At 70.5% G+C, this 21,213-nt stretch carries 13 protein-coding genes and 1 tRNA gene; 8 read left to right on the top strand and 6 right to left on the bottom strand.

Annotated elements, in window-relative coordinates:
- Positions 1–181 precede the first annotated feature (181 nt).
- Positions 182–254, bottom strand: a tRNA-Leu gene (locus ND747_RS00855).
- A gap of 258 nt (positions 255–512) precedes the next feature.
- Here ND747_RS00855 and ND747_RS00850 point away from each other — a divergent pair.
- The 3 genes from ND747_RS00850 to ND747_RS00840 all read left to right on the top strand — a co-directional run bounded on the left by ND747_RS00850 (position 513) and on the right by ND747_RS00840 (position 4,031).
- Positions 513–1,112 carry an ANTAR domain-containing response regulator gene (locus tag ND747_RS00850; RefSeq protein WP_250642081.1) on the top strand — a complete coding sequence of 200 codons (600 nt, stop codon included), beginning with the start codon at positions 513–515 and terminating at the stop codon, positions 1,110–1,112.
- Positions 1,109–2,638 carry a branched-chain amino acid ABC transporter substrate-binding protein gene (locus ND747_RS00845; RefSeq protein WP_251730964.1) on the top strand — a complete coding sequence of 510 codons (1,530 nt, stop codon included), beginning with the start codon at positions 1,109–1,111 and terminating at the stop codon, positions 2,636–2,638. Before ND747_RS00850 ends, ND747_RS00845 begins: the two co-directional genes overlap by 4 nt.
- A 217-nt stretch (positions 2,639–2,855) precedes the next feature.
- Positions 2,856–4,031, top strand: coding sequence for a branched-chain amino acid ABC transporter substrate-binding protein (locus ND747_RS00840; RefSeq protein ID WP_251730963.1), 1,176 nt, complete (start codon positions 2,856–2,858; stop codon positions 4,029–4,031).
- Positions 4,032–4,220: 189 nt separating this feature from the next.
- On the opposite strand, the gene ND747_RS00835 is transcribed toward ND747_RS00840, so the two are convergent.
- On the bottom strand, positions 4,221–4,616 hold the full coding sequence (locus ND747_RS00835) for a hotdog fold thioesterase (protein WP_251731064.1): 396 nt from the start codon (positions 4,614–4,616) through the stop codon (positions 4,221–4,223).
- 264 nt (positions 4,617–4,880) lie between these two features.
- On the opposite strand from ND747_RS00835, the gene polA reads away from it, so the two are divergent.
- Both polA and ND747_RS00825 read left to right on the top strand, forming a co-directional pair.
- Entirely contained in the window at positions 4,881–7,652 is a 2,772-nt protein-coding gene (gene polA / locus ND747_RS00830; protein ID WP_251730962.1) for a DNA polymerase I, read from the top strand.
- Positions 7,653–8,309: 657 nt separating this feature from the next.
- A complete protein-coding gene (locus tag ND747_RS00825; RefSeq protein ID WP_251730961.1) occupies positions 8,310–11,450 on the top strand; it encodes an EAL domain-containing protein in 3,141 nt (1,046 codons plus the stop codon).
- Here the strand turns inward: ND747_RS00825 and ND747_RS00820 are convergent.
- Positions 11,440–12,615 carry a M4 family metallopeptidase gene (locus ND747_RS00820; protein ID WP_251730960.1) on the bottom strand — a complete coding sequence of 392 codons (1,176 nt, stop codon included), beginning with the start codon at positions 12,613–12,615 and terminating at the stop codon, positions 11,440–11,442. The two genes, ND747_RS00825 and ND747_RS00820, sit on opposite strands and share 11 nt — an antisense overlap.
- A 93-nt stretch (positions 12,616–12,708) precedes the next feature.
- Entirely contained in the window at positions 12,709–13,563 is an 855-nt protein-coding gene (locus ND747_RS00815) for a hypothetical protein (RefSeq protein WP_251730959.1), read from the bottom strand.
- Between the two features lie 39 nt (positions 13,564–13,602).
- Between ND747_RS00815 and coaE the strand changes: the two genes are divergently transcribed.
- Entirely contained in the window at positions 13,603–14,202 is a 600-nt protein-coding gene (gene coaE / locus ND747_RS00810; RefSeq protein ID WP_251730958.1) for a dephospho-CoA kinase, read from the top strand.
- Here the strand turns inward: coaE and uvrB are convergent.
- Both uvrB and ND747_RS00800 read right to left on the bottom strand, forming a co-directional pair.
- Positions 14,196–16,328: an excinuclease ABC subunit UvrB gene (uvrB, locus tag ND747_RS00805; RefSeq protein WP_251730957.1), complete on the bottom strand. Its 2,133-nt coding sequence runs from the start codon at positions 16,326–16,328 to the stop codon at positions 14,196–14,198. The genes coaE and uvrB overlap by 7 nt on opposite strands.
- 63 nt (positions 16,329–16,391) lie before the next feature.
- A complete protein-coding gene (locus ND747_RS00800; RefSeq protein ID WP_251730956.1) occupies positions 16,392–18,065 on the bottom strand; it encodes a CdaR family transcriptional regulator in 1,674 nt (557 codons plus the stop codon).
- Between the two features lie 336 nt (positions 18,066–18,401).
- Here ND747_RS00800 and ND747_RS00795 point away from each other — a divergent pair, with 336 nt between their 5' ends.
- Both ND747_RS00795 and ND747_RS00790 read left to right on the top strand, forming a co-directional pair.
- A complete protein-coding gene (locus tag ND747_RS00795) occupies positions 18,402–19,811 on the top strand; it encodes a peptidase M50 (protein WP_251730955.1) in 1,410 nt (469 codons plus the stop codon).
- 228 nt (positions 19,812–20,039) lie between these two features.
- Complete coding sequence (locus ND747_RS00790) at positions 20,040–21,095, top strand: TerC family protein (RefSeq protein ID WP_251730954.1); 1,056 nt, start codon at positions 20,040–20,042, stop codon at positions 21,093–21,095.
- Positions 21,096–21,213: the final 118 nt, after the last annotated feature.

The raw sequence follows: 21,213 nt of genomic DNA, 5'->3' as shown, positions 1-21,213 counted from the left end.
GCCTCTACGAAAGCACTCAGCTCACCGTCCACCTCGATCACGAAAGGCAGGAGGTGCACATGATGATCAAGATTCCGGTGGCAGACCTCGACAAGGTTGCCCATCTGGCGGGAGTGACGGCCGCCGCCCCCGGGCCGCACCCGGCAGCCACTGGGCATCCACGGCGCGTAGATGCTGTACGTACCCCGGGTGGGATTCGAACCCACACTGTCGGTGGTTTGAGCACCGTCTCTCTGCCGTTGGAGTACCGGGGCCTACGGGTGGATCGTAGGGGTGTCGGGCTGGTGGATCATCGGGCGGGTGGTGCGGTCGGGCCGGGTGGTGCGGCGGGCGGGCGGCGTGGCGGGTGGGCGGAGCGGGGCCTTCCTGATCGATCCGGACCGGAACGCCTCGCTGAAGACTCTATCCGGGTAGGGTGCGTTTCGACCTCCCGCCCTGCCCTGCCCGGGCGGACGTCAATCACTGCCCTGCCACACTGGTGGCATACCTGACGAGACCGGGAGTACGCCTCGATGAGCCAGCCCTCCTCGAACCCGCGCCGGGTCCTGATCGCCGAGGACGAAGCGCTGATCCGGCTCGACCTGCGGGAAATGCTGCAGGAGGAGGGGTATGAGGTCGTGGGGGAGGCCGGCGACGGTGAGATGGCAGTCAACCTGGCCGGCAAGCTGCGGCCCGACCTGTGCATCCTCGACGTCAAGATGCCCCGGATGGACGGCATCGAGGCCGGCGCCCGGATCGCGAAGGACCGCATCGCGCCGGTGGTGATCCTCACCGCGTTCAGCCAGCGGGAACTCGTCGAGCGGGCCCGCGAGGCCGGCGCGATGGCCTACGTCGTCAAGCCGTTCCAGAAGAAGGACCTGCTGCCCACGATCGAGATGGCGATGAGCCGTTTCACCGAGATCGTGAGCCTTGAGGCCGAGGTTGAGGACCTGCAGGGCCGCCTGGAGGCCCGTAAGATCATCGAACGGGCGAAGGGCGTGCTCCAGACCGAGCACGGCATGACCGAGCCGGATGCGTTCCGCTGGATCCAGCGGACCTCGATGAACCAACGGCGCACCATGCGCGCTGTCGCCGAGGCGGTCCTGTCGGGCGAGGCGTTGCCGACCTCGTGATCTCGCCCGTCCTGCGGGCGGCGGCGCGGGCGGTGTCCCGCGCGGCGGCGGGCGGGTGGGCGGCGTCCGCCACCCTGGCGGGCAGGCTCGGGCGGTGGGCGCGCGGGCGGGCACGCAGCCGCCGGGGGCGGGTGCTCCTCGGGCTGCTGGCCGTCGTCATGCTGGCGGTGCCGTCGTTGCTGGGATTCGTCCTGGCGTCGGCGCTGGGCGGTGACGGCTCTGACGGGACGGGTACGAAGGTCGCCACGATCGGTGTGATGGCGCCGCTGTCCGGTGACCTCTCGGCCGATGGCGCGGCCGTACGCAACGCGGTGGCGCTGGCCGTCGACGAGGCCAACGAGTCCGGTGTGATCGCGGGCTGGCGCCTGGAGCTGTCCAGCCGCGACGACCTGGCGCGCCCGGACGGCGGGGCGCAGGCCGCCGACGCGTTCGCGGCGAACGAGCGGCTCATCGGCGTGGTCGGACCGGTCAGTTCGCTGGTTGCCCGGGTCGCCGTGCCGACGCTTGCCGCCGCGGGCGTTCCGGTCGTCTCGCCGTCCAACGCCGACCCCGGGCTCACCGGTGTGGGCACCGAGCCGCGGACTCGGCCCTATCCGAGCTACTTCCGCCTGGCCGGCACGGACGAACTGCAGGCCCAGGTGGCGGCTGACTACGCCGTGCGCACGCTCGGCCGCCGGCACATCGCGGTCGTCGACGGCGAACCCCGCTACGGAACCACGCTCGCCGACCGGTTCGCCGCGCACGCCACCGCCCTGGGCGCCTCGGTGACCGCGATGTACCCGATCCGCGGCGACGACGACGGTCCCGAGGTCGATGACGTGGCGGCATCCCTGGAGCAGGAGGGGCCCGACCTCGTCTACCTCGATACCGCCGCGTCCTTTGCGGGCAGGCTCCGGGCCCGTCTGGCCGAGGGGGGACTGTCCGTCCAGGTCCTCGGGTCGGACGCGTTGCTGCGCCCGCGGTACACCGACGAGGCGAAGACCGCGGCCGACGGCGATCTGATCACCAGTCTGCTGACCCCACCGACCCGGCTGCCGGCTGCCGGCGCCTTCGTCGCCGCCTACGCGCAGCGCTTCGGTGGCGTGCCGGGCCCGGGCAACACCACCCGGTCGCCGCGCACGAGCAGCGCGACCTCGGCCGCCGGCTCCGGGCAGCCGGCCGTGAACTCCTCCGGTGGACCGACGTCGCCGAGCGTGGCACCCGGCCGCAGCGCCGACGAACAGACCGATCACGATGCGGCTGTGCAGCTTGCGCAGCGCCGGGCCGAGTCGGTCCCGGCCGTCGCCGCCTACGCCTACGACGCCGCCCGGGCGATCATCCGGGCAGCCGCGGCCGTTCTGCCGGGACGGCCCGGCGTGGACGCCGCCGTCCGGCGCGATCTCGTGGCCGCGATCGGTCGGGGCACGTTCGTCGGTGTCAGCGGGACGATCGAGTTCGACCGGTTCGGGGACACCCGCTCCCCGTCGGTCGTGCTCTACACGGTGCTCGCCGAACGCTTCGTCGCCCTGACCACCCGGTCCCACTGACCGTCCCGGTCGCCCGGCCGATCGGGTTCGGCGGGACCGATGGTCGCTGCGGCCGCCGTCCCGTCCGCACCGGTCCCCGTGAAGCGGCAATAGGTAACGACACGCTTACCTATAGTTGTCGTTGGGTGCATCCGCTCGGCTAGGTTTCGTCACAACAGGTTATCTGTCGGATACCTGTAGCCATCAATGGTGATGGCGAAGCGACGAAGGGCGTGACATGAGGGCGGCGGGACGGCGCGTCGGAGCACTCGGGATCGCGACAACGATGATGGCCGCGGCCATCCTGGCCGGTTGTGGCGGATCGGACGGTGGTGGCGGGGGTCGCGAGGAGTACGTCCTCGGCTTCCAGGGTCCGCTGTCCGGCGAGAACCAACAGCTCGGCCTCAACGCCTACGACGGCATGCTCACCGCCGTGGACCTCGCCAACCAGCGCCCCGACCTGCCGTTCCGGCTGCGGATCGTCGCCGCCGACGACCAGGGTTTGGCCGCGCAGGGCCCGACCGCGGCACAGAAGCTCGTTGACAACCCGAACATCGTCGCCGTCGTGGGACCGGTGTTCTCCGGGCCGACGAAAGCGAGTGAGCCGCTGTACAGCGCGGCCGGACTGCTCTCGGTCAGTCCGTCGGCCACTGCGCCGGCCCTGACCGACCTCGGGTTCACCAGTTTCTTCCGGGTGATCGCTCCTGACAGCGTGCAGGGCACGGCGGCCGCCGAGTACCTGGCCAAGGTACTCAAGGCCCGGACCGTCTTCTCGTTGGACGATCGCAGTGAGTACGGCATCGGCCTGTCCGGCGCGCTGGAGCGGGCGCTGAACGCCCACGGTCTCAACGTCATCCATGACGGGATCAACCCGACGAAGGACTACGGTTCCGAGGCCATCAAGATCATTTCCGCTGACCCGGACGTCCTTTACTACTCGGGGTACTACTCCGAGCTGGCACTGCTCGTGCGGGCACTGCGGGGCAAGGGCTTCACCGGGAAGATCGTCTCCGGGGACGGGGCGAACGACGACCAGCTCATTCACCAGGCCGGCGCCGGCAACGCCGAGGGAGTCCTGCTCACCTGCGCCTGCGGGGACCCGAACAGCGACCCCGCCGCCGCCGGGTTCGTCGGGAAGTTCCGTGCCGTCAACAGTGGCACCCGCCCGGGGACCTACTCCGGCGAGGCGTACGACGCCACCAACGCGATCATCGACACGTTGCGCCGCCTCGGCTCCGCGGCGAACCGCTCCGCGGTGGTGGCGGCCTTCGGCTCGGTGAACATCCCCGGCGTCACCAAACAGATCACCTTCGGCAGGGACGGCAACGTGGACGGCTCCACCGTGTACGTCTACCGGGTTCGAGGCGGCAAACGGACGGTACTCGGCCCCGTCGACACCCTCGCCAAGCCCTGACCGGCGGCGGAGGACCTCGATCTGTGTGTGGCACCCGGGATCGGCTTTGGTGCCGTCCGGACCTTCCCCGCGTCCGCACGTTGTCTACTCGCGTGACCCGGGTGCCACGGGCGATGAGGCTAGGCCCATCGCCGTATCGGGTCAATGTACCTGGGTCGGCCTGGTGTGTCCGTTCGGATACCGCCGGGGTTACCGGGAGCCGGAGCGGATCATGCAGGTGAGTCGGCAGGTGCACACGGCGCGTCCGGCGTCATCGGTGATCCGGATGTCGTAGGTGGCCAGCGTGCGCCCGCCGTGCAGGCGGGTGGCGACCGCGGTGACCGTCCCCGTGGTGGCGGACCGGTGATGAGTCGCGTTGATGTCGATGCCCACGGCAAGGGATCCCGCCGGCGCACCGAGCGCGGCGCCGATCGACCCCACCGTCTCGGCGAGTGCGACGGATGCTCCGCCGTGCAGCAGCCCGTACGGCTGCCGGTTGCCCTCGACCGGCATCGTCGCGACCACGCGCTCGGCCGCGGCCTCGGTCAGCACGATGCCCATGTGCTGTTCCAGTTCGCCGCGGACGCCGTTGAGGTAGGCGACCAGCTCTTCCCCGTGCGTGGGCCCCTCGACGGGGGTGGTGGAGCCGCGGTCGGGATCCGCGTCCGTGTTCGTCACCTGCGCGAGCCTAATCACCGCTTCTGGTCATCGTCAGCTCCGTCCCGACCGCCGCCGGCTCCGTACCGGTGTGCTCCCAGCGGTGCGCTCGGTCCGACCGGGGCGTTCGCGGGACGGTCCCGGTGTGCTGCGTGGAGCGACGGACCGCCCACAGGCCACGAAACTGTCGGACCCACGGCCTAGACTCGCCGCGTGCCCGTGACCTCGTCGACATCGTCCTCCGGTCGGGCGACCGCAGCCCGGTCCGCCACCCGTGCCCGCAGCTCCGCGCCCGCCGGTGCCCCCGCCGCTGATGCCGCCGCGCCGCGCCTGCTGCTGCTCGACGGGCACTCGCTGGCCTACCGGGCCTTCTACGCGCTGCCGGTGGAGAACTTCTCCACCACCACCGGCCAGCCGACGAACGCCGTCTACGGGTTCACCTCCATGCTCATCAACGTGTTGCGGGATGAGCGGCCCACCCACGTCGCCGTCGCCTGGGACCTGCCGACGCCCACGTTCCGCCACACCCAGTACGCCGAGTACAAGGCCGGCCGGGCCGAGACGCCCTCCGACTTCGTCGGCCAGGTCAGCCTCATTCACCAGGTGTGTGACGCGCTGGCGGTGGCCGGGGTCAGCGCCGCCGGCTTCGAGGCCGACGACGTGATCGCCACCCTTGCCACGGCCGGCAGCGCGGCCGGCATGCAGGTGCTGGTCGTCACCGGTGACCGCGATGCCCTGCAGCTCGTCGACGAGCAGGTCACCGTACTGATGACCCGCAAGGGCATCTCGGACATGACCCGCTTCACCCCGGCGGAGGTGCAGGCCAAGTACGGCCTGTCCCCGGTGCAGTATCCCGATTTCGCGGCCCTGCGTGGCGACCCGTCGGACAATCTGCCCTCGGTGCCCGGCGTGGGGGAGAAGACTGCCACCAAGTGGATCCAGCAGTTCGGCTCGCTCGCGGAACTGGTCGACCGCGCCGATGAGATCGGCGGAAAGACCGGTGCGTCCCTGCGTGCCCACCTGTCCTCGGTGATCCGTAACCGTGCGCTGACCGAACTCTCGCGGGACGTACCCCTGCCGCTGGGGCCGGACGAGCTGCGCCTGCGCCCGTGGGATCGGGAGGCCGTCCACCAGCTGTTCGACACCCTGCAGTTCCGGGTACTGCGGGAACGCCTCTACGCGGCGCTGGCCACCACCCCGCCACCGGTGGAGGAGGGGTTCGACGTCGTCGTCACCACCCTGGGGCCCGACGAGGTGGCCGACTGGCTCGCCGCGCACGCCCGCGGCGCCGGGCGGACCGGCCTGCATGCCCGCGGCACCTGGGGGCGCGGTACCGGTGTGCTGTCGGGGCTGGCCCTGGCCACGGCCGACGCCGCCGCCTGGCTCGATCCCACCACCCTCACTCCGGCCGATCTTGACGCGCTCGGAGCCTGGCTGGCCGACCCGGCCCAGCCCAAGGCCGGCCACGACGTCAAGGGTCCGATGCTCGCCTTCGCCGAACTCGGTCTCACCCTCGCCGGCGTCACCAGTGACACGGCGCTCGCCGCCTACCTCGCTCTGCCCGGGCAGCGCTCCTTCGATCTCGGTGATCTGGTTGCCCGCTATCTGCATCGGGATCTGTCTGCCGAACCCACCGGTGACGGGCAGCTCACGCTGGACGGTTCCGGCGAGGCCGAGCAGTCGCAGGCCGATGCGGTGCGGGCACGGGCCTGTCTGGAACTCGCCGACGAGCTCGATGCCGACCTCGAACGTCGCAGCGCCGCCACCCTGCTGCGTGACATGGAACTGCCGCTGGTCACGGTGCTCGCCGGGATGGAACGCGCCGGTATCGCCGCCGATCAGGACCATCTGCTCGAGCTTGCGAAGCACTACGGCGGCGAGGTCAGCGCCGTTGCCGCCCAGGCCCACGAGATCGTCGGGCGGGCGTTCAACCTCGGCTCGCCCAAACAGCTCCAGCAGATCCTGTTCGACGAGCTCGGGCTACCCAAGACCAAGAAGATCAAGACCGGCTACACCACCGACGCCGACGCGCTGGCCTGGCTCGCCGTGCAGTCGGACCACCCGCTGCTGCCGGTGCTGCTGCGCCACCGGGATGTGGCCCGGCTCAAGACCGTCGTCGACTCGTTGCTGCCGATGATCGACGACGCCGGGCGGATCCACACCACCTTCAACCAGACCATCGCGGCCACCGGCCGGCTGTCGTCCACCGACCCGAACCTGCAGAACATCCCGATCCGTACCGCCGAGGGCCGCCAGATCCGGCAGGCCTTCGTCGTCGGCGCCGGCTACGAGACGTTGCTCACCGCCGACTACTCGCAGATCGAGATGCGGATCATGGCGCATCTGTCCGGCGACGAGGGTCTCATCGAGGCCTTCGGCTCCGGTGAGGACCTGCACACCTTCGTGGCCGCCGAGGCATTCGGCCTACCCGTGGCCGAGGTCGACCCGGAGCTGCGCCGGCGGATCAAGGCGATGTCCTACGGCCTCGCCTACGGCCTGTCCGCGTTCGGGCTCGCCTCCCAGCTCGGCATCGCTCCTGACGAGGCACGCGAGCACATGGACGCCTACTTCGCCCGTTTCGGCGGCGTCCGGGACTTTCTGCGTGGTGTCGTCGAACGTGCCCGCCGTGACGGCTACACCGAGACCATCCTCGGCCGCCGCCGTTACCTGCCCGACCTCACCAGCGACAACTCCCAACGCCGGCAGATGGCCGAGCGGATGGCACTCAACGCCCCCATCCAGGGCTCCGCCGCAGACATCATCAAGATCGCTATGCTGGGAGTGAACCGGGCCCTGCGGAGCGGTGCCTTCGCCTCCCGGCTGCTGCTCCAGGTGCATGACGAGCTCGTCCTCGAGATCGCCCCCGGTGAGCGCGAGCCGGTCGAGGCCCTGGTGCGGGCCGAAATGGCCGCTGCCTACGCCATGTCGGTGCCCCTGGACGTCAGCGTCGGCTCCGGTCGCACCTGGGACGACGCCGCCCACTGAAAGCGCCGTCTACCGAAAGGCACTATTCCGCTGCACTCTGTTGCGCACAGCCGCGGTGTCCTCTCGTTGACCAGTCCTCCAGATCGATCGTCCGGCGCCGCTTGGGCATTTTTGTCCATTATGTCGGTTTAATGATGAATAATGCGTTCAGGTAGGTCATTGAACCGGGAGACAACGGGTCCCGAACTCGCGTCCAACGCACGGTCGGCTTTGGCCGGACGATTTCCGTCGTCCGGCGGCGATCCTCCGGTTCGAGGGTTCCTGTCGTGGACGAAGCCGGTTCCGACGTATACGTTCTAGCTGTATCTGGGGGCAAAGGGGATATGGGCCTCCACTCTTGCGTCTACGTAGGGTGAAGATGCTGGCGAGCAGGTTAGGCGGCGGGTCACGCCGGACATGGTAGAGAAAGCTTGACCCTCGCCTCGGTGACGGCGCGGCATTCCGGGACCATCCCCCGCGCGGTCGCCCATATGGCCCGGTGGGCACCGGCAAAGGCGTTTGGACGTGGGGCCGCCGGGCGGCGGGGCGCCCCGACCTGGCAGTCGTGGCCCGCGTGCTGCAGATCCTGGTCGGCCGCGCCGGAGATCTGCGAGGTGTGGCGGCTTGGGGCGTACCGGTCTTGAAGATCCTGGGCCGGTTGGGGGAGGGAATCGTTTCGTGGGCACCGAGCGAGTACTCACTGAACGCAGGCGGGTCCTGGTTCTGGTTCTGCTCGGCATCACCGCGGTATTCCTGCTCGCGGTCGTTCTGCCGGGCTCGGCCCTGCGGCCCTGGTGGATCGGCTGGCTCGTCTGCGTGGTCGCGGTAGCCGCCCTGGCAGTGCGCTGGGTCGCCCGGTCGATGCCCGGCTGGGCGCCGCCGACGATCGCGGTCGCGTTCGCCGTGCTCCTTGGCTTCGGGCTGGCCCATGCATCCTCGTCGGACGACGCATCGGCCTACCTGCTGTGGTTCGTGGCGCTCGCGATCTATGTCGCATGGGCTCGGCTACGAGCGGCGGCAGCCACCCTCGGGCTCATCGTCGCGATCTTGGTTCTCGGCGCCTGCGCGGGCGGTGATCTGAACACCCTCGGCGGGCCGGCAATGGCCGCGGCGCTGTGCGTCGTCGCGGCGGGAACGCTGCTCATCCGCTCGGGGCCACGCCACGACGAGATCGATGCCCTGACCCGGCTGCCCAACCGCAGCGGAACCCTCCACCACGGTGAACGTGTGGTCGCCTCGATCCTGTCCAGCGGCGACGAGGCGGTTCTCGTCCTGGTCGACGTCACCCGGTTCCACGAGATCAACGATGCTTTCGGCTATGCCGGTGGCGACCAGCTGCTGCAGGACGTCGCCCGCCGGCTGCGGATCATGACGCCGGCACCGGCCATCGTCGGACGCGCCGGTGGTGACGAGTTCGTTCTGGTCTTCCGGTATCGCGCCTCGTCCTCGACGACCTCGTCAACGTCAACATCGACGGTGGCCCCGCCGTCGGCCACACCAGCGACCTCGACCGCTCGACCGGCGCCATCGCTCGGTGCCGATCCGCGGGCGGAGTTCGGCCGGCAGGTACTGCGCCGGGTGCAGGGGCCGTTTCGGGTCTGCGCGGTCGACGTCGCGATGGACGCCCTGGTCGGCATCGCTGTCGCGCCCCGCGACGACGTCTCGATGGCTGGCCTGCTGACCTGCGCCGACGCGGCGCTGGCCCGCGCCCGACACGAAGGGGAAAGTGTCGCCGTCTGGGCGCCCGGCATCATCGGCGTCCAGCCCGCGCAGATCGCGTTGTACGCGCAGGTACGCGCCGCCATCGCTCGTCAGGAACTGGTGCTCTACTATCAGCCGCTCCAGTCCGCGCATTCCGGGGCGATCGTGGGCGTCGAGGCATTGCTGCGGTGGCGCCATCCCACCCGTGGCCTGTTGGCCCCCGGTGACTTTCTGCCGATGGTCGAACGATCGCCGATGATTGCGGATGTGACTCGCTGGGTCCTCGGCGAGGCAGCCCGCCAGTGCGCCGTCTGGAACGCGGCTGGTCTCCACCTGGCGGTGTCGGTGAACCTGTCCCCACGGATGTTCGTTCTGGACGACCTGCCACGGGCAGTCGTCGGCGCGCTCGCCACGCATGGCCTGCCCAGCCACGCGCTCACCCTGGAGATCACCGAGAGCGCGGTGCTGACCCAGCCCGAGCGCGCCGCGGCGATGCTGAGCCAGCTGTGTGCACAGGGCGTCGAGGTCTCGTTGGACGATTTCGGCACCGGCTACAACTCGATGGAGATCCTCAAGACCCTGCCCTTCGACGAGGTCAAGATCGATCGTGGCTTCGTCACGGATGCCAGTGGCAGCGCGCCGGACGCGGCGATCGTGCGTTCCGTGATCGAGCTCGGGCACCGCCTCGGCCTGCGCGTGGTCGGTGAGGGCATCGAGGACGAGCGCACCCAGTCGATGATGGTCGATCTCGGTTGTGACCTGCTGCAGGGAACGGCGATCTCCCCGCCGCTGCCGGCCGTGCGGATGACGGCGCTGTTGCAGGCACAGGCCGCGGGAGGCTACCCCGTCCGCGCCGGACGCCGACCGGCCTCCCCTCGCCGCGCCGCCACCGGCTCACCCATCGCCGCCCCCGGCGCGGCCTCCCCCAGAAGCTCTGCCACCGCCAACGGCTCTGCCACCGCCAACGGCTCTGCCACCGCCAACGGCTCTGCCCCGACAGACAGGTCTGCCCCGACAGACGGGTCTGCCACGTCGAGCGGCGTGTGGCCGGGCAGTTCGGCCAACCCGCGACTCGCGGAACTGACCATTCTCGACGACCTGCACCTACTTCGGACGGCTCCGGAACCTGCCTTCGAGACGATCGCGTCCATCGCCATTGAGGCCACCGGATGCGCGACAGCGACGATCATCTTTCGGGACGGTGATCGTGAATGGTCGAAGACCCACATCGGAACCGGATCGTGGATTCCTGTCCAGGAATGTGGGATCGCCACAAAAGTGATCACTGGGCGGGCCTTCGTGGAGATCCAGGACCCTGCCGTCGATGCCGAATCCGCCACGACCGGCCGGTGCTACGCCACCGGCGAGAAGATCGGTTTTGCCGCCGGGGCGCCGATCAGCACCGGAGCCGGGACGACCCTCGGCGCGCTGGTCGTGGCCGACCGGTCGCCGCGTTGCCTGACCGTGGGGCAGCGACGTGCGCTGATGGCGCTCGCCGGCCAGGTCACGGCCCTGCTGGAGGCACGCCGCGAGGCCAGCGTGATGTCGCTGGTCAGCGATGCCCTGACTGACCTGGACCGGCTCTGGTTCGCCCAGGACCTCGACCACGCCGTCAGGGCGATCACCGACGCGGCGCAGGCCCTGGTAGGTGCTGACGACCTGGTTCTGCTGCTCTCCGAGGTGCCGGGGTCGACGATCTACCGGGTGTTCGGCTCGCGCACCCGGTCAGGTGGCCCGCCGGTGATACCGCTGGGGGAGGCCCGCCAGCCGGAAGCCGGCCGAATGCTGCAGGCTGCGCTGCGCTCCCAGGGACCGCTGTTCCTCGCGGACGCCCGCGAATCACCGCTGATCAACAGTGAGATGGCGACCCGGTTCCGGCTCGGATCGGTGCTCCTGATCCCGCTGGCGGGTGAGGGCGGCCTGCTCGGCGCGATCGCTGCCCGGTGGGCGGACAACCGCAGCGCGGTCGACCCGGTGGTGATCCGCGCCCTCACCCTGTTGGCCCGCCAGTCCGCGCACACCCTGGTCCGGCTGCGCGCAGGCGAGGACCGGACGAGCGGGACGACCCTGCTCGACCCGCCGGAGCACGCCGCCGCACCGAGCGGGCTCAGGGGATGACTTCCACCTCCCGCCACGCCTCCGTGACCACACGTCGCTCCTCGGCGCCGAACAGTTCCTCGGCCTGCCGGGCGGTGACCGCGGCAAACAACCGAAACGACACGTTCTCCTGGATCCGGATGGCGCGCAGGCTGGCGTACCAGATCGGGCCGGCCTTTTCCCAGGCATGGCCACCGAGGGCGACCGCGGTCAGATAGAACGCCCGGTTCGGGATGCCGGAGTTGATGTGCACCCCACCGTTATCCAACGTGGTGTACACATAGTCAGACATCTGCCTCGGCTGGGGGTCCACCCCGAGCACCGGGTCGTTGTAAGCGGTGCCAGGCGCCTTCATCGAGCGCAGTGCCACGCCCTGTACCGCGTCGGTGAGCAACTCCTGGCCGATCAGCCAGTCAGCCTGCTGCGCGGTCTCGCTCCGGGCGTACTGGCGCACGAGCGAGCCGAACACGTCGCTGATCGACTCGTTGAGCGCGCCGGACTGCTGGACGTACGCCAACGACGCCTCGTGCTCGGTCACACCGTGCGTGAGCTCATGGCCGATGACATCCAACGAGAGGGTGAAACGACGGAAGATCTGGCCGTCGCCATCACCGAAGACCATCTGCCCGCCGTCCCAGAAGGCGTTGTCGTAATGGTCGCCGTAGTGAACGCTGGCAACCAGCGACATGCCCGCGTCATCAATGGAATCGCGGCCGAGGACCGCCGAGTAGAAGTCGAACGTGGCGCCAAGCGCCGTGTAGGCCTCGTTGACAGCGGGATCCTCGACGGGCCCGTTGCCCTCGCTGCGCATGGTCACACCCGGCAGGGTCTCGGTGCCGCCGGCGTCGGCGACGGTCCGGCGGGGACGGGGTGCCTCGGCCGGTACGCCCGGCTCGCCGCCGTCATCGAGGGCCCGCAGCAGCGACTCATGGGCGCGGATCGTGCGATGCGAACTGTCTCGGACCAATGTGGCCAGCGCCCAGCCGCGCTGTGGCTCGCTGCCGTGGCGGGCGATGCGTTCCAGGATGTGCGGCGGGACGGCGCAGGCCACTGTGCGGCAGTGCGGGACGCCCGGCCCGAGCGGCCGGCATCCGAACCGCGACGGCGGATGCTCGGACGACAGCGGGTGGGCGGAGCCGGACGGCGGGTGGGCACGGCCGGGCCGAAAGGGGCGCGCGGGGGACATGGCGGCTCCATGACGGGAACGGGGACCGGGCCGGATTCGGCACCGGATGGACGGCGGCGGTGAGGAGAACGATCCGTCGCCTTGCCGACCTTCCTACTCGTTTCCCGGGATGTCCACCGTGTGCCGGCAGGTCAGCGGACGGTGGATGTCGGGACTCGGCGTGTTGCGACCATTCCCGCGAGGCTCTCGCGCGGCGCGGCGCACTCCTCGGCCCGTATCGGAGCCGGGGACCAGGATGGACCGGGAGTACACGCGCCGTCCGGATCTCGCGGCGACCCGAATGAGTGCGAGTGCCAGACCACCGACGACGAACCAGGTCATATGGGCGTCCAGCCAGTCCACGGCGCGGCGCATGCCGGGGGAGGCCGCCCGCGCCGCCGTCAGATACACGGCGGTCTGCAGCAGTGAACCGGCGGCCAGGAAGCGCAGAAAGCGACGGATCGGCACATCGCCGGCGCCCAGGGCCGCGTCCACCGCGATGTTCGTGTTCACCAGGCAGAACCACAGCAGCGGCGTCCGGGTGTTCGGCCGGGTCAGCGCCGCGACGAGCCGACTGCCGCCCAACGAACGCAGCAGCACCGAGCGGATGTTGTTGCGAGCCAGCGCAAAGTAGCCGACGTCGAGCAGACCGCGCAGAAACGCCGCGAGCAGCAGCGTCGGGACGAACGGGACCGTGCCTCCGACCAGGACGAGTACCCCCCAGGTCGGTCGCAACGCGACCAGCAGCAGCGGCGCTCGGCTGCTGAGCACGGGCACCAGGGCAAGCCCCAGCACGCCGACCCCGATCAGCGTTCCGGTGAGCAGCACCGGCCACAGATGATGGGACCAAAGGATCCAGCGCCGCACCCGGCCGGCCGTGGGCATCCCGGTGATGTCCGTCCCTTCGGCCTCCACCTCGCACAGTGTGCCAAGTCCGCAGGCGGCACCGGTGCGCCGGGGCGGGGACACCGGCCGGGTGTGCCTGGCAGACTCGGCAGCGTGCTCAGGGTGGGACTTACCGGTGGCATCGGCTCGGGCAAGAGCGCGGTGTCGGCGCGGCTGGTGGCGCACGGCGCCGTGCTCATCGATGCCGATCAGATCGCCCGGGAGGTGGTGGCGGTGGGCACCGCGGGTCTCGAGGCGGTGCTGGCGGAGTTCGGCCCCGGGGTCGCTGCCGCCGACGGCAGCCTGGACCGGCCGGCGCTGGGGCGGATCGTGTTCGCCGACGAGGCGGCTCGCCGTCGGCTGGAGGCGATCGTGCATCCGCTGATCCAGGCGGAGACCGCCAGGCGGATCGCGAACGCGTCAGCTGATGACATCGTTGTGCACGACATCCCCCTGCTCGTCGAAGTGGGCGCCCAGAACGCCTATGACGTCGTGCTCGTCGTCGAGGCGCCGAGTGAGCTGCGTCTGGACCGGCTCGAGGCGCGCGGGCTGCCGCGTGAACAGGCGCAGGCCCGAATGGCCGCCCAGGCCGACGACGCGCGCCGCCGCGCCGCCGCGGATCTGGTCGTGGACAACGGCGGCAGCCTGCCAGACCTCGACGCCCGCGTCGACGAGGTCTGGCAGGCCCTGCTGGCCCGCCGTGATGCGGCCGCGGGTCACTGAACGCCGGCGGCGCCCATGCCGCGCAGCTCCTTCTTCAACTCGGCGATCTCGTCGCGCAGACGGGCGGCCAGTTCGAACTGCAGCTCCCGGGCCGCCTCGTGCATCTGATCGTCGAGCTGGCGAATGAGTTGGGCAAGCTCGTGGGAGGGCATGCCGGCGAGCTCGGCGGCATGCCGGCCGACGGCGTCGCTGCGCCCAGAACGGGACTTCATGCCGGGCACGGGTGCCTTGCCCCGCGACTGCGCCCGCCCGCCGCCGCCGATCAGTTCGCCCTCGGCGGATTCGCGGACCATGTCGTCGAGGATGTCCACGACCTTCTTGCGCAGCGGCTGCGGGTCGAGGCCGCGTTCGGCGTTGTAGGCCATCTGCCGGGCCCGGCGGCGGTTCGTCTCGTCAATGGCGTAGCGCATGGACGGGGTGACCTTGTCGGCGTACATGTGCACCTGGCCGGAAACGTTGCGCGCGGCGCGGCCAATGGTCTGGATAAGCGATCGTTCCGAACGGAGGAAGCCTTCCTTGTCCGCGTCGAGGATGCTGACCAGGGACACCTCGGGCAGGTCGAGGCCCTCGCGGAGCAGGTTGATGCCGACGAGCACGTCGTACTCGCCGCGGCGCAGCTCGGTGAGCAGCTCCACCCGGCGCAGCGTGTCGACCTCGCTGTGCAGGTAGCGCACGCGGATACCGAGTTCGAGCAGGTAGTCGGTGAGGTCCTCGGACATCTTCTTGGTCAGGGTGGTGACCAGGACCCGCTCGTCACGTTCGGTGCGGGTGCGGATCTCGCCGACAAGATCGTCGATCTGGCCCTTCGTCGGCTTGAGGATGACCTCCGGGTCGAGCAGGCCGGTCGGGCGGATGATCTGCTCGACCACCCCGTCGGCCCGACCCAGCTCGTAGGAACCGGGGGTCGCCGACAGATAGACGGTCTGGCCGATCCGTTCGAGGAACTCCTCGAAGCGCAGCGGGCGGTTGTCCATGGCACTGGGCAGTCGAAAGCCGTGGTCGACCAGGTTGCGTTTGCGGGACATGTCGCCCTCGTACATCCCGCCGATCTGTGGGACCGTCACGTGCGACTCGTCGATGACCAGCAGGAAATCATCGGGAAAATAGTCGAGCAGGGTGTGCGGGGGGGTACCGGCGTCACGGCCGTCGATATGCCGGGAGTAGTTCTCGATGCCCGAGCAGAACCCGACCTGGCGCATCATCTCGATGTCGTAGGTGGTGCGCATCCGCAGCCGTTGGGCCTCGAGCAGCCTGCCCTGGCCCTCCATCGTCGCCAGGCGTTCCGCCAGCTCCGCCTCGATGCCGGCGATGGCCCGCTCCATCCGCTCCGGGCCGGCGACGTAGTGCGTGGCGGGGAAGACGAAGATCTCCTGCGATTCGCGGACAATCTCGCCGGTGAGCGGATGAAGGTAGGTGAGGCGCTCGATCTCGTCCCCGAACATCTCGATGCGCACGGCGAGCTCCTCGTAGACCGGGAACACCTCCACCGTGTCACCGCGCACCCGGAACGTGCCCCGGGTGAAGGCCAGGTCGTTGCGCGCGTACTGGACATCCACGAACCGGCGCAGCAGCGCGTCGCGCTCGATCTCCTCACCGACGCGCAGGCGGACCATCCGGTCGATGTACTCCTGCGGGGTGCCGAGGCCGTAGATGCAGCTCACCGACGCGACGACGATGACATCGCGGCGGGTGAGCAGGTTCATCGTGGCCGAGTGTCGCAGCCGCTCCACCTCCTCGTTGATCGAGGAGTCCTTCTCGATGTAGGTGTCGGTCTGCGCGATGTACGCCTCGGGCTGGTAGTAGTCGTAGTACGACACGAAGTACTCGACGGCGTTGTTCGGCAGCAGCTCACGGAACTCGTTGGCCAGCTGGGCGGCGAGGGTCTTGTTCGGCGCCATGACCAGCGTCGGGCGTTGCACCCGTTCGATCAGCCAGGCCGTCGTCGCGGACTTGCCGGTTCCGGTCGCGCCGAGCAGGACGATGTTGGACTCGCCGGCCTCGATCCGCCGGGCCAGATCCTCGATCGCGGCCGGCTGGTCACCGGCAGGGATGTAGTCGGACACGACCTCGAACGGGGCGCGCGTCCGCTCGAGGTCGGTGGTGGGCCGTTCGAACGCTGTGCTCACATCCTCCAGAACACCACAGCCCTCCGACAGTTTCCGTCCGGCTGTCCGCCCGGGCGGGCGGGGTCATGGGGCGGCTGGATCCCAGCTGATGAGCCTGGCGCCGAGCACGGCCGTCTGCAGGACGTAGCGGTCGGTCGGTGAGGTCGGATCGTGCCGGGTCAGGGTGTGGATGCGATCCAGCCGATAGGTCAACGCCCGCACCGACAGATGCAGCCGGCGGGCCGCGGCCAGGGCCACCCCGCCGGTGGAGAAGTACGCGTCCAGGGTGTCCAGCAGCGGCGCGGCGCCACCGCGTGCGGAGCGCAGCGGAGACAGCACCGCGTCGACGAGCTCCGCCAGCGCTTCCCGGTCACGCAGTAGCACCTTGTAGATGAGCAGGTCGTCGGTGTGCACGACGGCGCCGGCGAGGCCCAGACGACCTGCGAGCTCGGCCGCCGAGCGGGCTTCCTCGAAGCCGATGCGCACCCCGGCAACGCCGCTGCGGGCCCGGCTCGTGCCCATCCGCCAGACCAGCCCTGCCTCACCGTGTAACCGTGCGGCCAGCGCCGCGACGGCTGCGCCGGACTCGGGCGGCGAGGCGAACGCCGGCAGCGGGGAGAACCCGAGGCCGCGCCCGGACGGACCAGTCGCATCGGCCGGACGACGCCCGGCCGGTCGGGGTGGACGCCGGGCCCCCGCCTCGACACCTGGATCGGTCGCCGGTACTGCCCCGGACGAGGCGTGAGCTGCCGGGCCAACCGGGCCAACCGGGCCAACCGGGCCAACCGGGCCAACCGGGCCAACCGGGCTGGCCGGGCTGGCCGTGGCCGAGCTGCCAGCCGGCGGGGAGGTGCTCAGCCTGGCGGCGGCCGTGCTCGCCGGTCCTGCGGTGTGGGTCAGCTGACTGTGCGCCGGCACCACGCAGACGAGCAGGCCGTCGCGGGTCGCCACGAGCGGTTCGGTGAGACTGTGCGTCCGCAGCAGTTCCTGCGCTGCTCGGGTCAGCGCCCGCCCGTCCAGAAACCGCCGGTTGCCGGCGACGACCAGCACCGAGTGCGGCGCCTCGAGCCGCAGGCCGAACGCGATGGCCCGGTCGAGCAGCTGGCCGACATCCGACGTCCCGGTCAGCAGGTCGTCAACGAGCTCGCGGCGCAGCGCCTCCTCCGAGCGGGCCCGGGCCGTTCGAGCCGCCTCATAGCCCTCGCAGACGGCGGCGACGGCGTCATCGCTGGCCCGCAGCACCGCGGACGCGGCCGCCCGGGTCCGCGAGACCGCCCCGGCCGCCCCACCCGACACCGCTGGCCTCCCCCCACGGGCGTCCTGGGCGGCGCGGACGTCACGAAGACCACGGGCGGCCCGGTCGGCGGCGCGCACGGCCGGCAGCGACGGCCACACCCGCCACGTCGCCGAGAGATAGAGGTCGACCAGGGCCCGCAGCGGCGCGCCCGACTCGGCGGCGATCTGCCCGAGCGCCCGGAACTGGTCCAGCTCGGCCTGGGTGAGCCGCCGCCCGCTGTCCGCCGCGGCAGCGAGCACGGCGAGGTAGTCCCCCAGCAGCCCGGCATGCAGCCGGGAGTCGGCAGCGGCCAGGACGGCCGCCCGTGGCAGCCGGGTCAGGCTCGTCTCCGGGAGTCCCGCGGGAACGTCCTCGTCGTCGGGCGGCGTGCCGGTCGTGGGTTCGCTCCGGTCGTCCCGTGCGTGGCCGCCGACGTTCCGGTTCCGGCTGCCTGCGGTCCGACCACCCGCGCCATCGGGCATTCGGGGCCCTCCGCTTCCGCCCTCGTGCCTGCTTCGGTGTCTGCGCAGGGCGTGCCCTCGCGCCTGCCGGTGTGTCCGTGTCTGCCGCCGTATCTGTATGTCCGACGGTGTGCCAGGGGGTGTGTCTGGGGGTGTACTCAGAGTGTGATCTGGACATTTCTTGCCGAGTGTCGGCAACAAAACTATAGGCGAACTCGTCCACTTCGTGCGGTGTCTGCCGGGACCAGATCGGGGAGGACAGACGTTGAGTCTGACAAGAGCCCGGTCGTCGCACCGGTTGCCGCGAGATCGACGACCGGCGTCGGGCGGGACCAGCGGGAAGGAGTCCGAGCGGCCATGAGTACCCACGGCGCCACCAGGTGGGGAGGTCTCCCGCCGATCACGGTGCGTCCGGGATTTGCTGTCTCAGCGACGCTCGTCACCGTCCTGCTCGGTGCACTGACACTGCCGGCCACCGTGGCGAACCGTCCGGCGTCCGCGTATCTGTGCGGCGGCCTGATCGGTGCGCTCCTGCTCGCCGGCGTCCTGGTGGGCGCCGATCTGATGCGGGCGCGGACCGCCCGCCGCGCCGGGTTGACGGTCGTCGGTATCACCCTGGGCGCGACCGGCAGCCGGCTGATTGTCGCACCGGGCCGGCCCCGGCCAGGCGACCCGGTCGTGAACGGTTCGGCCGGGCCCGGCCGACCCACCACGACGAGCGTCGACCGGGTGACCGGTGGTTTCGGAGCTGGCGTCGGTTTGTCGGGACGCGGCGGCGGGCTGGGTCTCGTCAAGCCCTCGCCCACCGACCGGCCGCCGCAGGACGGGCCGCCAGACGGCCCGGCGTTCACCCAGGGCGGTGTCGCGGACAACGGCGCTGATGCCGAGGCCGACGCGATCCGGATCGAGGCGAAGCTGGCCCGGGCGGGACTGAGTGTCACGGCGCTGGCCGGCGCGATGCTGGTCGTCCTCGGGGTCCTCCTGCCCGGCACGACGACGGCGTTGGCTGCTCAGGTGGCGCTGTGGGTCGGTACCTTCGTGCTGCTGCTCACCTTTGTCGAGATCCTGCCGAGTCCCCGCAGCGCCGGTGGGCGACTGATCGCCGACCGGGTGCTGCGCCGCACCGGCAGCCGGGCGAACGCGGAGCGCGCCGCGGCCCGTGCCGGGGTACTCAGCGGCTGGGCGCTGATCGCGCTGGGTACCGCCGGGGTGTTCCTGGTCGGGTTCGTCGCCCTGTGGGCGGTGCTGCTGGGCTGGATGGCCCTCGGCGCCTCCCGGCTGTCCCAGGCTCAGCAGCGCACCGCCGCGGCTTTCGCCGGGTTGACCGCCCGGGATGTCATGGTGCCCGCCGCGCCGATGCTGTCCGCCTGGACGACGGTGGACGACGCCCTGCGTGACGTCGTGCTGCCCTCGCGGCAGGGTGTTTTCGGAGTCACCGACTTCTCCGGCGGACCTGCCGGGGTGGTGCTGCTGCACGATCTCGCTAGTGTGCCGATGGACGACCGCGGCCTCACCCGGGTCAACCGGGTGCTTGTGCCGCTGCCGATGGTGGCCACCGCGGCTCCGGCGGACGATCTCGCTGTGCTGCCCGCTCGTCTGGCCGAACGGCCGGCCGCCGGCTGCGTCGTGGTCCTCGAACAGGCTGCGGACGGCGGCGTCCGGATGGTCGGCACCGTCGGCCCGACCGAGTTCGGTCGAGCGCTGGAGACCGCGCCGCTGCGCGGGCAGGGCCTTGGCCCGGTCCGTCCCGGCAACCTCTGGCGCTGACCCTGCTGGTGGCGCTGGCCCTGCCTCTGCTTCTGCTTCTGCTGAGACCCGCCGGACCCTGCTGACCCCTGGCTGCGTCGTCGTGCCCTGACGGCCCGGACGCATCGCCGGTGCCAAGCGTGCCCCGGGTGGCTGCCGGCAACGGAGCCCGTCCACCCGGGGCGACATCACTCCCATTCCATCCGGTCCATTTTGTCCTACCCCTTTCCTGGAACTGGAGACAAATTCGTGCACGTTCCGCTATGGGCCTGGTTTGCCTTTGTGGGCGGTTTGCTTGCTCTGCTCGCTGTCGACCTGTTGGCCCATCGTCGCGCCCATGTGATCTCCTTCGGGGAAGCCGCCTGGTGGAGCGTGCTGTGGGTATCCCTGGGCCTCGGCTTTGCCGGGCTGATCTGGGCCTGTTACGGGCCGGCGGCGGCCGGTCAGTACACCGCTGCCTACCTGCTCGAGAAGAGCCTTTCCGTCGACAACCTGTTCGTGTTCGCGCTGATCTTCTCGTACTTCAAGGTGCCCCGCGCCTACCAGCACCGGGTGCTGTTCTACGGGGTGCTCGGCGCGCTGGTGCTGCGCTTTCTGTTCATCGCGGTCGGCATCGCGGTCCTCGATCGATTCAGTTTTGTCATCTACCTCTTTGGTGCGTTCCTGATCTACACCGCGGTGAAGATGGTGCGTGACGACGGCGTGGAGATGGACCCCGGCCGCAGCCGCGCGACCCGTCTGTTGCGGCGGATCATGCCGGTGACCGGCGAGTACCACGGTCAGCGCTTCGTACTGCGCCGCGCCGGTCGACTGGTCGCCACCCCGCTGCTCGTCGTGCTCGTCGTGGTCGAGACCGCCGACGTCCTGTTCGCGTTCGACTCGGTGCCCGCGGCCCTCGGTGTCACCGACCAGGTGTTCCTGGTCTACACCGCCAACGCGTTGGCCATCCTGGGCCTGCGATCGCTGTTCTTCCTGCTGTCCGGCCTGATGGAACGCTTCCACCGGCTTGCGACGGGGCTCGCCGCGATCCTCGCCTTCATCGGGATCAAGATGCTGCTCACCGACGTGTGGCACCTGCCGATCGCGCTGTCCCTCGGCTTCATCGCGGTTACGCTCACCGCCTCGGTGGTGTGGTCGCTGCTCACCGAGCCCCCGGCGAAGGACGCCAACCCGGACGAAGCCGCGGCACGGGACCAGGTCACCGCACGGGACGAATCCGTCGACCGGGGACAGGGTGCCGATGCGGGCGAGCCCCGGGACACGGACACGGCTGCCGACGTGCTTGCCGGCAGGAGGCAGGTCTGATCAGCTCGGTCCGACCGGGCTGGCCGGACCGTTCAGCCGGACCGGGCCGATCGAGTCCGCCGAACCGGGCGACGGTTGGTGCGGGCTGGCCGCGGTGCCGCCCGGCCCGGCCGGCGGT

Source organism: Frankia sp. R82, from assembly GCF_023716925.1.
Lineage (GTDB): Bacteria > Actinomycetota > Actinomycetes > Frankiales > Frankiaceae > Frankia.
This window is presented reverse-complemented; position numbering and strand designations above follow the sequence as displayed.